The sequence below is a fragment of the Streptomyces incarnatus genome (assembly GCF_001027185.1).
In the GTDB taxonomy this organism is placed as follows: Bacteria; Actinomycetota; Actinomycetes; order Streptomycetales; family Streptomycetaceae; genus Streptomyces; species Streptomyces puniciscabiei.
Map to the genome: position 1 here is coordinate 5,731,485 of NZ_CP011497.1, position 13,328 is coordinate 5,744,812.

Sequence of the window (13,328 nt, forward strand, 5' to 3'; positions counted from 1 at the left end):
GCCAGATCCGCACCACGCCAGGGAGCGCACCGTGACCGCGTCGCACACGATCACCGGAGAGGAACCGGAACACCTCACCCAGGCCGCGCGCTGTCAGGCCCAGGTCGACCCGCTCGCCGCGCTGCGCCGGCCCGGCGACCCGCCCTGGGACGTCTATCTGACGGGCACGGTCTTCCTCGACATCATCTTCACCGGCCTGGACTCGGCGCCCGTGCGCGGCACCGAGTCCTGGGCCCGGGGCATGGGGTCGAGCCCCGGCGGGGTCGCCAACATGGCCACGGCCCTGGCCCGGCTCGGCCTGAAGACCTCCCTGGCGGCGGCCTTCGGGGACGACCACTACGGCGAGTACTGCTGGGACGTGCTGGCGCAGGGCGAGGGCATCGACCTGTCGGCGTCCCGGACGGTGGCCGGCTGGCACTCGCCGGTGACGGTGTCCATGGCGTACGAGGGGGAGCGGACGATGGTGTCCCACGGGCACGAGCCGCCGCCCGCGGCCGTGTTCGGCGCGGAGGGGGCCCCGGCGCACCCGCCCCGCGCGCGAGCGGCCGTGGCCTCCCTGACACCCGGCACGCGCGCGCCGTGGATCGCCGAGGCCGCGCGGGAGGGCACCCGGATCTTCGCGGACGTCGGCTGGGACGACACCGGGGCGTGGGACCTCGCCGGGCTCGCCGATCTGGAGCACTGCGAGGCGTTCCTGCCGAACGCGGAGGAGGCGAAGCGGTACACGGGGGCCGACTGTCCGCGGGCCGCCGCGCATGCGCTGACCGCGCAGGTGCCGGTGGTGGTGGTGACGCTGGGGCCGGAGGGGGCGTACGCCGTGGACCGGCGGACGGGGGAGGCGGCGGAGGTGCCGGCGATCGCCGTGGAGGCGCTGGATCCGACGGGGGCGGGGGACGTCTTCGTCGCCGGGTTCGTGACGGGATCCCTGGCGGGGTGGCCGCTGGCGGACCGGCTGGCCTTCGCCGGGCTCACGGCGGCGCTGTCGGTGCAGGAGTTCGGGGGGTCGCTGTCGGCGCCGGGGTGGTCGGAGATCGGGGCGTGGTGGCGGCGTGTGCAGGCCCTTCCCGGGCAGGATCCGGCGGCTTTGCAGCGGTACGCGTTCCTGGAGGGACTGGTGCCGGAGGAACTGGACCGGGTCTGGCCCCTGCGCCGGGCCGTCCCGACCATCGGCTTCCGGCGGTCCACCTGACCGGCGGGGCGGGCACCGGCCGTGTCCGTCCGCCGAAAAGTCCTACGGGCTTGTCAGCGCACCGTCGTACTCTGGAAGCGCGAGGCCGCCCTCAGCCGTGCGGCCGTGACGAGGAGGAAGCGCAGGCCTTCAGCGCCGGCCCATGACACAGACACCCACAGCTCACACCACTCCCCCGCAGGAGCAGGCGAGAGCGCAGTTCACCGTCCCCGCCCAGCACCCCATGGTGACCGTGCTGGGTTCCGGTGACTCCCTCCTGCGTGTGATCGAGAGGGCCTTCCCGGCGGCCGACATACACGTCCGGGGCAATGAGATCAGCGCGGCCGGCGACCCCGCCGACGTCGCCCTCATTTCGCGCGTGTTCGACGAGATGATGCTGGTGCTCCGCACCGGGCAGCCGATGACGGAGGACGCAGTGGAACGCTCGATCGCCATGCTCAAGGCGAGCGAGAACGGGACGAGCGACGGGCCCGAGACCCCGGCGCAGGTACTGACGCAGAACATCCTGTCCTCGCGGGGCCGGACCATCCGCCCGAAGACCCTCAACCAGAAGCGGTACGTCGACGCGATCGACAAGCACACCATCGTGTTCGGCATCGGCCCCGCCGGTACCGGAAAGACGTACCTGGCCATGGCCAAGGCCGTCCAGGCCCTGCAGTCCAAGCAGGTCAACCGGATCATCCTGACCCGGCCGGCCGTGGAGGCGGGCGAGCGGCTCGGCTTCCTGCCGGGCACGCTCTACGAGAAGATCGACCCCTACCTGCGCCCGCTGTACGACGCGCTGCACGACATGCTCGACCCGGACTCGATCCCGCGGCTGATGGCCGCCGGGACCATCGAGGTCGCGCCGCTCGCGTACATGCGTGGCCGGACCCTCAACGACGCCTTCATCATCCTGGACGAGGCCCAGAACACGAGCCCCGAGCAGATGAAGATGTTCCTCACCCGCCTCGGCTTCGACTCGAAGATCGTGATCACCGGTGACGTGACGCAGGTCGACCTGCCGAACGGCACCAAGAGCGGTCTGCGGCAGGTGCAGGAGATCCTCGAAGGGGTCGAGGACGTCCACTTCTCCCGGCTGTCGTCCCACGATGTCGTACGGCACAAGCTGGTGAGCCGTATCGTCGACGCGTACGAGGAGTACGACAACAGGTACGGCACCGAGAACGGCACCCACAAGGGCGGCCGGGGCCGGCACAAGGGGAAGTAGACCAGCACGACCATGTCGATCGACGTCAACAACGAGTCCGGTACCGAGGTCGATGAGCAGGCGATCCTCGACATCGCCCGCTACGCGCTCGCGCGGATGCGCATCCACCCGCTCTCCGAGCTCTCGGTGATCGTCGTGGACGCCGACGCCATGGAGCAGCTGCACATCCAGTGGATGGACCTGCCGGGTCCGACCGATGTCATGTCGTTCCCGATGGACGAGCTCCGGCCGCCGTCCAAGGACGACGACGAGCCGCCGCAGGGGCTGCTCGGCGACATCGTGCTGTGCCCGGAGGTCGCCGCCAAGCAGGGCGCGGAGGCCGAGACGCAGCACTCCATGGACGAGGAGCTCCAGCTGCTCACCGTCCACGGGGTGCTGCACCTGCTCGGGTACGACCACGAGGAGCCCGACGAGAAGGCCGAGATGTTCGGGCTGCAGGCCGCCATCGTGGACGGCTGGCGGGCCGAGCGCGGGCTGACCGGGCCGTCCCCGGCGCCGACCGTCTCCTGAGCGGGCCGCATGTCTCCGCAGATCGTGGTCGGCGCGATCGCGCTGGTCGTCGTCGCCTGGCTCGCCGCTTGCGCGGAGGCGGGCCTCGCCCGGATCTCCAGCTTCCGCGCCGAGGAGGCCGTCAAGTCCGGCCGCCGCGGCAGCGCCCGGCTGGCCCAGGTCGCCGCCGACCCCACCCGCTATCTGAACGTGGCCCTGCTGGTCCGCGTCGCCTGCGAGATGGCGGCCGCGGCCCTGGTGACCTACGCCTGCCTGGAGGAGTTCACCGCCACCTGGCAGGCCCTGCTGGTCGCCATCGGGGTCATGGTGCTGGTGTCGTACGTCGCCGTCGGGGTGTCGCCCCGCACCATCGGCCGCCAGCACCCGCTGAACACCGCGACCGCGGCGGCGTACGTGCTGCTGCCGCTGGCCCGGATCATGGGCCCGATCCCGTCGCTGCTCATCCTCATCGGCAACGCGCTGACGCCCGGCAAGGGCTTCAGGCGCGGCCCGTTCGCCTCCGAGGCCGAGCTGCGGGCGCTGGTCGACCTCGCCGAGCAGGAGTCCCTGATCGAGGACGAGGAGCGCCGCATGGTGCACTCGGTCTTCGAGCTGGGCGACACACTCGTCCGCGAGGTCATGGTGCCGCGCACCGACCTGGTCACCATCGAGCGTTTCAAGACCATCCGGCAGGCCCTCACCCTCGCCCTGCGCTCCGGGTTCTCCCGGATCCCGGTCACCGGTGAGAGCGAGGACGACATCGTCGGGATCGTGTACCTGAAGGACCTGGTCCGCAAGACGCACATCAGCCGGGAGGCGGAGAGCGACCTGGTCTCCACCGCCATGCGGCCCGCCGCCTTCGTGCCGGACACCAAGAACGCCGGTGACCTGCTGCGCGAGATGCAGAAGGAACGCAACCACGTCGCCGTCGTCATCGACGAGTACGGCGGCACCGCCGGCATCGTCACCATCGAGGACATCCTCGAGGAGATCGTCGGCGAGATCACCGACGAGTACGACCGGGAACTCCCGCCCGTCGTCGAACTCGGCGACGACCGCTACCGGGTCACCGCCCGCCTGGACATCACCGACCTCGGCGAGCTGTACGGCCTGGAGGAGTACGACGACGAGGACGTGGAGACCGTCGGCGGCCTGCTCGCCAAGGCCCTGGGCAGGGTGCCCATCGCGGGCGCGTCCGCCGAGGTGGAGCTGCCCGACGAGCGCCGGCTGAAGCTGACCGCGGAGGCCGCGGCCGGCCGCCGGAACAAGATCGTGACGGTCCTGGTGGAGCCCGTCCCCGTGCCGGCCGCCGAGGAGGCGAACCCCGAGTGACGCCCGAGGAACTGCGCGCCTTCTGCCTGTCCTTCAACGCCGCCGAGGAGGACTTCCCGTTCAACCCGGAGACCTCGGTGTTCAAGGTGCTGGGCAAGATGTTCGCCCTGACGAACCTCGGCGCGCGGCCCCTCACGGTCAACCTCAAGTGCGACCCGGAGGACGCGGTCCGGCTGCGCGGGGAGCACGAGGGGCTGATCATCCCCGGGTACCACATGAACAAGCGGCACTGGAACACCGTGACGGTCGACGGCGGGCTGCCGGAGCGGCTGGTGAAAGAGCTGATCGAGGACTCGTACGACCTCGTGGTCGCGGGGCTTCCCCGGGCGGAGCGGTTGCGGCTGGACCGGCCGTAAATCCGTTGCCCGGGGCGGTCGGCGCGGGGTCGTATCTCCCGTATGACGATCAGATATCCGCGCCCCCTGCGCCCCGGTGACCGTGTCGGTGTGACCTCTCCCTCCAGCGGAGTGGCCCCGGAACTCCGCGGGCGCCTCGACGTCGCGCTCAAGGAGATCGAGGCGCGCGGCTACGAGGTGGTCGTCGGCCGGTGCATGGACGGCTCCACCCACGTCAGCGCCCCGGCCGCCGAGCGCGCCGCCGAACTGACCGAGATGCTGACCGACCCGTCCATCAGGGCCGTGGTGCCTCCGTGGGGCGGGGAGACCGCGATCGACCTGCTGCCGCTGCTCGACTTCGCGGCGATCGGGCGGGCCGAGCCGACCTGGGTCGTCGGCTACTCCGACATGTCCACGATCATCACGCCGCTGACCCTGCTCACCGGCGTCGCGACCGTGCACGGCAACAACCTGATGGACACCCCGTACCGGGCGCCCGAGGGCCTCGACTCCTGGCTGGACATCGTCGCCGCGCCGCAGGGCGAGCCGTTCGCGCAGACCCCGCCCGGACGGTACCGGTCCGGGGGGTACGACGACTGGACCCGGAACCCGGGGATCCGCGAGCTCACGCTGGACGCCGAGGGCACCTGGACCCGGCTCGACGGGGACGGTGACGTGGACGCCGCGGGCCGGCTGATCGGCGGGTGCGTCGAGACCCTCGTCAACCTCGCGGGTACGCCGTACCTGGACACATCCGCCTTCGCCGCCGGTGAGCCGCTGCTCGTCTACGTCGAGGCCTGCGGGGACGACGCGTTCACCATCTGCCGCAATCTGCACGGCATGCGTCTTGCCGGCTTCTTCGAGCGGGCCGCCGCCGTCCTGGTCGGCCGCACCCACGCCCCCGACAGCCGCACCCTCACCCAGCACGAGGCCGTGCTCGACGCGCTCGGCCCGCTCGGGGTGCCGATCGTCGCCGATGTCGAGTGCGGGCATGTCGCCCCCTGCCTTCCCCTGGTCAACGGCGCGCGCGGCCGTGTGGTGCACACGGCCGCGCGGAGCGGGATCGTTCAGACCCTGGACTGACCCCGGCTCCGGCCCTGGCGCAGGCCCAGTCCGACCAGGACGGCGGCGGCGAGGACGATGGCCGCGTCCAGGGCGAGGACCGTGTGGACACCGGCCAGCAGGTCGCCGGACGTGGTGGCCAGGACGCCCAGCAGCGGGATGCCGACCGTGATGCCGACCTGCTGGGTGGAGGTCACCAGACCGGTGGCCAGGCCCTGCTCCTCGTCCGGGACCCCGGAGGTGACGGTCAGGCCGTACGAGATGATCGCGCCCAGGTGGCACATGCTGGCCAGGGACACGGCCGCCGTGGCGAGCCAGACCGACCAGACGTGCGAGTTCAGCAGGAGCAGCGCCGCGATCAGCGCGCCCTGGCCGGTCAGCGAGCCGACCAGGGTGCGGCGGGCGCCGAAGCGGCCGATCACCTTCGGGGCGAGCGAGCCGGCGACGGCCGACAGCACGCCCTGGACGCCGAAGACCAGGCCGGTCTCGAAGGCCGACAGGCGCAGGATCTCCTGGAGGTACAGGGTCAGGACGAAGATCACCGTCGACATCATCGAGAAGGTGACCAGACCGCCCACGTTGCCCCAGGCCACCGTGCGGCGGCGCAGCATCGGCAGCGAGACGAGCGGGGCGGCCGTACGGGACTCCACGACCGTGAACACGGCCAGCAGGAGCAGCCCGGCGACCAGGGTGGTGATGACGTCCGCGCGGCCGAAGCCGTGGTCGGCGGCGGTGGACAGGGCGTAGATCAGGGACAGCAGACCGCCGGTGACGGTGACCGCGCCGGGCACGTCCAGGCGCGGCCGCTGCGGGGTGCGCGACTCCGGCAGCAGACCCGGCGCCAGCGGCAGCACGATCAGCGCGAACACCGACAGCAGGGCCATCGTGGAGCGCCAGCCGAGCGCGTCCGTGAGCACACCGCCCGCGACCATGCCGACGGTGAAGCCCAGCGACAGCAGCGTGCCGGAGATACCGAGGGCGCGGTCGCGGGCCGGGCCCTCCGGGAAGGTGGTGGTCAGCAGGGACATGCCCGTCGGGACGATCGCCGCCGCGCCGAGGCCCTGCAGTGCGCGTCCGGTGAGGAAGGACGCCGGGTCCCAGGCCAGGGTCGCCAGCAGCGAGGCCGCGCCGAACAGGGCCAGGCCGGTCAGGAACAGCTTGCGGCGGCCGTACAGGTCGCCGATGCGGCCGAAGAGGAGCAGGAAGCCGCCGGACGGCAGCGCGAACGCGGTGACCGCCCACTGCAGGGCCGAGCGGCTCATGCCGAGGTCGGTGCCGAGTTCCGGCAGGGCCACGTTCAGGACGGAGAAGTCCAGCGCGACCATGAACTGGGCCGCGCACAGGACGAACAGGACGAGCTTGTCACGCGTCGACAACCGGGGCGGCCGGGGGGTGTCGAGCGGTGTGCCCGTGGGGGTGGTGGACTGGGTGGTGGTGTCGATCGCCATGGCAAAGAGCTTCCGGCGAACGGAACAACGGTGGGGAGTCGGAACTTATGGTGGTGGTGGCACCACCAGACACGTGGCACCAATGGACACGACGGGCATCGGACACGACGGGGGAGGAGCGGTACGTGCCTGCTGCGGGGGCGATGAGGAGTCATCGGCGCGACGAACTGCGGGAGTTCCTGATGAGCCGGCGGGCCCGGGTCAGTCCCGAGGAGGCCGGGCTGCCGGCCGGGGGCGGTCGGCGCCGTACGCCGGGACTGCGCCGGGAGGAGGTCGCGGTGCTCGCCGGCGTGGGCGCCTCCTGGTACCAGTGGCTGGAGCAGGGACGGGAGATCTCCGTCTCCCCGCAGGTGCTGGACGCGGTCGCCCGGGTGCTGCGGCTGAGCGACGCCGAGCGCCGGCACCTGTACCTGCTGGCCGGGATGAACCCGCCGGCGCCCGAGGTCGCGCCCGAGCGGAAGCGGGCGAACTGCGACGGGCTGCGGCGGCTGATCGACACCTGGATGCCGTATCCGGCGCACATCATGGACCTGTACTACAACTGCGTGATGTACAACGACGCGGCCGCGATCGTGCTCGGCATGCGGCCGGACATCACCCAGAACTGTCTCGTCGACTTCTTCACCGACCCGCTGTACCGCTCGCGCAGCCACAGCTGGGAGCGGAACGCGCGTACGGTCGTGGCGCAGTTCCGGGCGGCGTGCGCGGCGCGTCCGGACGACGAGGGCTTCCAGTCGGTGCTCGCCGAGGTGAGCGAGGCCAGCGCCGAGTTCCGGGCGATGTGGGCCGAGCGGGACATCGAGGACCAGGGGCAGATCCGCAAGGAACTGGAGCATCCGCTGGTCGGGCTGCTGGTCGTGGAGTCGACGGTGATGAAGGTGCCGGCCCGGCCCGATCTGATGATCGTGCTGCACACTCCGCTGGACGAGGCGAACACCGCGGCGAAGCTGGAGTGGCTGGCCTCTCCGGAGGGGCGGCGGGGCGCGATGTACCCCGTGGCGGGGTGACGCGGCCCGGGCTTCGTATGCTCTGGGCATGACCGAGAGCAACGCGCTTGACCCCGAGGACCGCAAGATCGTGACCCTGGCCCGTTCCGTGCGGGTCCGCAACGGTGTGCCGGAGGGGGCGGCCGTACGGGACGACACCGGGCGTACGTATGCCGCCGGGTCGGTTTCGCTGCCGTCGCTGGAGCTGAGCGCGCTGCGTACGGCCGTGGCCATGGCGGTGGCTTCCGGGGCTACGTCGTTGGAGGCGGCGGCGGTGGTGAGCGACGCGGAAGTCCTGCCGGACGAGGACCGGGCTGCTGTCGCTGACCTCGGCGGTGTGGAGACGCCGGTGTTGCTGGCCGGCCCTGACGGTGTTGTGCGGGTTACCGTTTCCGCCGGCTGACGTACCAGGGGGCTCCGCCCCCTGGACCCCCGGTTGCCCACCCGCCCACCCGTCTCGGTCGGCTGAGAGGGCACCGAACGAAAGGTCGGCTGGAATTCAACCTTGTTGGGTTCCTTCCCTTGCGCATCAATGAAGCCGTACGTCCGACGGGTCGTCAGATCCGCACCCGCCCGTCGGCCCCCCACACGGCACCCCCCACAGGGAAGGGAAGCGGATCCCCATGAGAGGCAAGCGCACGGCAACGGGTGCGGCGCTGGCCGCCGGGGCCCTCGCGGTCACCGGACTGGCCTTCGCGCCCACCGCGGCCGCCGTCACCCCACAGTCGGCGACCATCACCGCGAGCTGCGGCATCTTCGGCGGTGGCTCGGCCACGCTCACCGCCACCCAGAGCGGCACCTCGGCCACCATCACCCTCACCTCCTCCGCGATCACCGCGCCGGTCGCGGTCGCGCAGGACTCCATCTCCTCCACCCTCACCCTGGCCAGGGCGGGCGGCGGCTCCGTGGTGTTCAGCGGGACCAAGAACCCCGCCATGAACACCGGCGACGCCGTCAGCGTCGGCCCGCTCCCCGGCACCGTCGCCTCCGGTGACAGCCTGGACGCCTACGGCGGCTCGCTGAAGATGGTGATCTTCGGGGTCACGGTGACCTGTACGGCGAGCGGTCCGCAGGCGCCCGGCCCCTTCGTCTTCGACTGACCGACCTGAGCGATCTGTTCCGGATGCCGCAGAAACCGACGAGAACTGATGATCCGTCAGATTTCTGCGGCATCTCCATTGACTTCTCACCCCGGCTCCACATCAATGCCCCCTGTCGGCGCAGACGAGCCGCTGCGCCCGCAACCCTCAGGAGGGGGCCCCATGGGTTCGACACCCCCAAGACCACGAAGATCCCGACGGTGGCGCTGGGCGTCCCTGTTCGGGGCGACCGCGCTCGCGGTCACCGCGGGCGGCGCGCTGGCCTGTCCGGCCGGTGCCGCCGGCACGAACGTGGACTTCGCCACGCACTGCATCCCGCCCGCCGTCGCGGGCATCCCGCCGATCGACGGCACCACGACCGCCAACGTGTCGGTGGACAACACCAGTCCCAAGGTCGGCGACACCATCACCGTGACCTACACCGTGGTCACCGCCGCCGCGAGCAATCCCACCGACCTCGCCCTGCCCGCCGACATCATGACCCCGACCGGGAAGGTGACCCTCGGCGGCGCCCAGACGGGGGACGTGACCGTCGCGGGGCCCAAGAAGAATCCGCCGGTGCCGGGGAAGGCCGCCTTCCCGTCCTTCTCCATGACCGGCACGTTCACCGTCACCAAGGCCGGGAAGATCACCCTCTCGCCCGGCGACTACAACATCCACACCAGCTACATCCTGGAGCTGGACACCCCGTGCACGGTCACCAACCCGCCCGCCCCGGTGTCGGAGACGGTCACGGCGACCGACGGCACACCCGCCAACACCCGGGCCATCTCGCTGAGTTCGGCCTCCGGTGACCCCGGTGCCGGGGTCACGGTCAGCGGTACGAACTTCACGCCGGGCGCCACCGTCACCCTGGCCGGGCGGTCCGGGAACCAGCAGACGGCCGACACGGCCACCGTGACCGCGAACGCCCAGGGTTCCTTCAGCGGCTCGCTGGTCGTCAACGACAAGACGACGACCGGCATCGTGGCCTACGAGGGCGCCTCCTGGAGCGCGGACAAGGGCGCCGGACCCGCGGCCTACGTCGTCAACGACAACACCCCCGTCCCGCCCGGCAGTCAGAAGCTGACCACCACCGTCAAGGCGGGCACGCTGTCCATGTCCCAGGCCGGCGACTCCGTCGCGCTGTCGGCGGTCGACTTCGGCAAGGGCGGGGCCTCGACCGGCAAGCTCCAGACCGTGACCGTGCGGGACTTCCGCGGCGGGCCCGCGGGCTGGTCCCTGACCGGCAAGGTCACCGACTTCGCCGGTCCCGGCGGCAGGATCGACGCCGGCAAGCTGAGCTGGACGCCCGCGTGCGCGACCAAGGCGGGCAGCCCCAGCACCTGCAAGGCCGGCTCGGCGGGCAGTGTGGGCGCCTCGGGCGCGACCCTGGCATCGACCTCCGACGGCACGCTGACCGGCGGTGAGTTCACCGTCGACGCCGGACTATCCCTGGACGTACCGGCGTTCACGGCGCCGGGCGGGTACTCCGGCGTGCTCACGCTGACGCTCACCTGAGCGTGCGGGCGTCCGCACCCGCCCGTTCCTTCGTCTCTCCTCCGCGGGGGTCCGCACCCATGCGCAAGCTGTACGTCCTCCTCCTGGGCCTGATGCTGGCATGGCAGGCCACGCCCGCACGCGCCGCCGACAACGGCAGCTGGTCCGTCTACCCGGTCGCCTCGAAGATCGCCGCGCGGCCCTACTTCTACCTCTCCGCCGACCCCGGCCAGACCCTCACCGACCAGGTCGCCGTCCAGAACAGGACCGGCACGCCGCTCACCTTCCGCGTCTACGCGGCCGACGCCTACAACACCGCCCGCGACGGCGGTTTCGCCGTACGCACGCTGAAGGAGCGGATGCTCGGGGTGGGCGCGTGGGCGAAGCCCGCGAGGTCGCGGATCACCGTGCCGGGGCACGGGACCGTCACCGTGCCGTTCACGCTGCACGTCCCGGACGGGGCCGAACCCGGCGACCATCCGGGTGCCATCGTCGCCCTCGACGAACGGGTCGACCCCGGCGGCGGCTCCCTGGCCCTCGGGGTGCAGCGGGCCGTCGGCGCCCGGGTCTACCTCCGGGTCAGCGGGCCCACACTGCCCGCGCTCTCCGTCGGGCAGCTGCACCTCACCCACCACCAGCCGCTGATCCCGTGGCTCGGCGCCGGCACGGCGACCGTCTCCTACACCCTGCGCAACACCGGGAACATCACCCTCGACCCGAAGGTGGAGCTGAAGGCGCGCGGGCTGTTCGGCCGTACGCTGCTCGACCGGGAGCTGACCGGGGTGCCGTCGGAGCTGCTGCCGGGGCAGTCGGTCCGGCTCACCGAGACCTGGCGCGGGGCGCCGCAGCTCGACCGGGCGGACGTGACGCTGACCGCGAGCGCGCCCGGCACCCGGCAGTCGGCGAGCGCGTCCTTCCTCGCGCTGCCGTGGCTGCTCGCGGCGCTGGTGTTCGTCGCGGGTGTGGTGACCGGTGTGCTGCTGGTCAGAGCGCGTCGGGGCCGCGTTCGCCGGTCCGCACGCGTACGACCGTCTCCACGGGCACGGCCCACACCTTCCCGTCCCCGATCTTCCCCGTCTGCGCGGCCCTGACGATCGCGTCGATCACGGCCTCGGCGTCCGCGTCCTCGACCACGACCTCAATGCGCACCTTCGGCACCAGGTCGACCCGGTACTCGGCGCCCCGGTACACCTCGGTGTGGCCGCGCTGCCGGCCGTAGCCGCTCGCCTCGGTCACGGTCAGACCGTGCACGCCGAGCTCCTGCAGGGCGGTCTTGACCTCGTCCAGACGGTATGGCTTGACGATCGCGGTGATGAGCTTCATGCCTGGCTGTCGACCTTCTGCGTGCTGGCTGCGGTGAGCAGGGAGTGGGAGACCGGGGCGCCGTGGCCCAGGACGCCGTGATCGTATGCCGTCTCGGCGTGCACCGTAAGGTCCAGGCCGGTGTGCTCCTGCTCCTCGCTCGCGCGCAGGCCCAGCGCCCTGTCGAGCAGCTTGCCGAGGCCGTACGTCACCGCGAAGGCGTACCCGGCCACGACCACCACGGCGAGCAGCTGCTTGCCGAGCGGGGCGAGCCCGCCGCCGTAGAAGAGGCCCTCGGCGTGGCCGGTCATCGCCTTCTCGGCGAACAGGCCGATCAGCAGGGTGCCGATGACGCCGCCGACCAGGTGGACGCCGACGACGTCCAGGGAGTCGTCGTAGTTGAGCTTGAACTTCCAGCTCACCGCGTACGAGCAGACGACACCGGCGGCGAGGCCGACGATCAGCGCGCCGAGCAGGGAGACCGTGCCGCAGGAGGGCGTGATCGCGACGAGACCGGCGACCGCGCCGGAGGCGGCGCCGAGCGTGGTCGGGTGGCCGTCCCGCTTCTGCTCGACGAAGAGCCAGCCGAGCAGACCGGTGCAGCCGGCGGCGAGGGTGTTGAGGAAGGCGGCCGCGGCGAGGCCGTTCGCGCCGAGCGCGCTGCCCGCGTTGAAACCGAACCAGCCGAACCAGAGCAGACCGGCGCCGAGGATCACCATGGGCAGGTTGTGCGGCCGCATGGCGTCCTTCTTGAAGCCCAGGCGCGGGCCGAGGACCAGGCACAGGGCGAGACCGGAGGCGCCGGAGGTGATCTCGACGGGCAGACCGCCCGCGAAGTCGAGCGCGCCGAGCGCGTCGGCGATCCAGCCGCCCGGGCCCCACACCCAGTGGGTGATCGGAACGTATACGAGCAGGGTCCACACCGGGACGAAGACCAGCCACGCCGAGAATTTCGTACGGTCGGCGACCGCACCGCTGATCAGGGCGGCCGTGATGATGGCGAAGGTGAGCTGGAAGGTGGCGAAGAGGGCGGTGGGGACGGTGCCGTGCACGCTGCCCGGGGTGATGTGCGCCATGCCAGCGTAGTGGAGCCCGCCGATGAGCCCGCCGAACGCGTCGTCACCGAAGGCGAGGGAGTAGCCGGCCGCCAGCCAGACCACCGTGACCAGGGCGATCGACACGAAGCTCATCATCAGCATGTTGAGGACGCTCTTCGTGCGGACCATGCCGCCGTAGAACAGGGCCAGGCCCGGGGTCATCAGCAGGACGAGGGCGGTCGCGGCGAGCAGCCAGGCGGTGTCGCCTGTGTCGACGTGCGCGGCGGCGAGGGTCACGGGCGTCTCCAACGGGTGTGCGGGCTCGTCAGAGGGTCACCGGTGCGCGTTTCCGGTTGTGT

At 71.6% G+C, this 13,328-nt stretch carries 14 protein-coding genes; 11 read left to right on the forward strand and 3 right to left on the reverse strand.

Features of this window, described 5'->3' with window-relative positions; all coding sequences use genetic code 11:
• Positions 1-31 precede the first annotated feature (31 nt).
• The 6 genes from ABB07_RS25830 to ABB07_RS25855 all read left to right on the forward strand — a co-directional run bounded on the left by ABB07_RS25830 (position 32) and on the right by ABB07_RS25855 (position 5,638).
• Positions 32-1,189, forward strand: coding sequence for a carbohydrate kinase family protein (locus ABB07_RS25830; RefSeq protein ID WP_208900932.1), 1,158 nt, complete (start codon positions 32-34; stop codon positions 1,187-1,189).
• 142 nt (positions 1,190-1,331) lie between these two features.
• Positions 1,332-2,399, forward strand: coding sequence for a PhoH family protein (locus tag ABB07_RS25835; RefSeq protein ID WP_208900933.1), 1,068 nt, complete (start codon positions 1,332-1,334; stop codon positions 2,397-2,399).
• 12 nt (positions 2,400-2,411) lie between these two features.
• Positions 2,412-2,909: an rRNA maturation RNase YbeY gene (gene ybeY / locus ABB07_RS25840; protein WP_208900934.1), complete on the forward strand. Its 498-nt coding sequence runs from the start codon at positions 2,412-2,414 to the stop codon at positions 2,907-2,909.
• A gap of 9 nt (positions 2,910-2,918) precedes the next feature.
• Positions 2,919-4,220: a hemolysin family protein gene (locus ABB07_RS25845; RefSeq protein ID WP_208900935.1), complete on the forward strand. Its 1,302-nt coding sequence runs from the start codon at positions 2,919-2,921 to the stop codon at positions 4,218-4,220.
• On the forward strand, positions 4,217-4,576 hold the full coding sequence (locus ABB07_RS25850; RefSeq protein WP_208900936.1) for an MmcQ/YjbR family DNA-binding protein: 360 nt from the start codon (positions 4,217-4,219) through the stop codon (positions 4,574-4,576). The genes ABB07_RS25845 and ABB07_RS25850 overlap by 4 nt, the downstream gene beginning before the upstream one ends.
• Before the next feature lie 42 nt (positions 4,577-4,618).
• Positions 4,619-5,638: a S66 family peptidase gene (locus tag ABB07_RS25855; RefSeq protein WP_208900937.1), complete on the forward strand. Its 1,020-nt coding sequence runs from the start codon at positions 4,619-4,621 to the stop codon at positions 5,636-5,638.
• Here ABB07_RS25855 and ABB07_RS25860 read toward each other — a convergent pair.
• Positions 5,623-7,065, reverse strand: coding sequence for an MFS transporter (locus ABB07_RS25860; protein WP_208900938.1), 1,443 nt, complete (start codon positions 7,063-7,065; stop codon positions 5,623-5,625). The genes ABB07_RS25855 and ABB07_RS25860 overlap by 16 nt on opposite strands.
• A gap of 143 nt (positions 7,066-7,208) precedes the next feature.
• On the opposite strand from ABB07_RS25860, the gene ABB07_RS25865 reads away from it, so the two are divergent.
• From ABB07_RS25865 to ABB07_RS25885, 5 genes are all read left to right on the forward strand, one after another.
• Complete coding sequence (locus ABB07_RS25865) at positions 7,209-8,072, forward strand: helix-turn-helix transcriptional regulator (protein ID WP_208903629.1); 864 nt, start codon at positions 7,209-7,211, stop codon at positions 8,070-8,072.
• Between the two features lie 28 nt (positions 8,073-8,100).
• Positions 8,101-8,454 (forward strand): cytidine/deoxycytidylate deaminase family protein, encoded by a 354-nt coding sequence (locus ABB07_RS25870; protein WP_208900939.1) that lies wholly within the window; start codon positions 8,101-8,103, stop codon positions 8,452-8,454.
• 220 nt (positions 8,455-8,674) lie between these two features.
• Positions 8,675-9,151 carry a hypothetical protein gene (locus ABB07_RS25875; protein ID WP_208900940.1) on the forward strand — a complete coding sequence of 159 codons (477 nt, stop codon included), beginning with the start codon at positions 8,675-8,677 and terminating at the stop codon, positions 9,149-9,151.
• A gap of 162 nt (positions 9,152-9,313) precedes the next feature.
• On the forward strand, positions 9,314-10,651 hold the full coding sequence (locus tag ABB07_RS25880; protein ID WP_208900941.1) for a beta-xylosidase: 1,338 nt from the start codon (positions 9,314-9,316) through the stop codon (positions 10,649-10,651).
• Positions 10,652-10,710: 59 nt separating this feature from the next.
• Positions 10,711-11,721, forward strand: a complete 1,011-nt coding sequence (locus ABB07_RS25885; RefSeq protein WP_208900942.1) for a WxL protein peptidoglycan domain-containing protein — start codon at positions 10,711-10,713, stop codon at positions 11,719-11,721.
• Here ABB07_RS25885 and ABB07_RS25890 read toward each other — a convergent pair.
• Together ABB07_RS25890 and ABB07_RS25895 are read right to left on the reverse strand one after the other, a co-directional pair.
• Positions 11,615-11,953: a P-II family nitrogen regulator gene (locus tag ABB07_RS25890; protein WP_055704377.1), complete on the reverse strand. Its 339-nt coding sequence runs from the start codon at positions 11,951-11,953 to the stop codon at positions 11,615-11,617. The two genes, ABB07_RS25885 and ABB07_RS25890, sit on opposite strands and share 107 nt — an antisense overlap.
• Positions 11,950-13,266 carry an ammonium transporter gene (locus ABB07_RS25895; RefSeq protein WP_208900943.1) on the reverse strand — a complete coding sequence of 439 codons (1,317 nt, stop codon included), beginning with the start codon at positions 13,264-13,266 and terminating at the stop codon, positions 11,950-11,952. The genes ABB07_RS25890 and ABB07_RS25895 overlap by 4 nt, the downstream gene beginning before the upstream one ends.
• Positions 13,267-13,328: the final 62 nt, after the last annotated feature.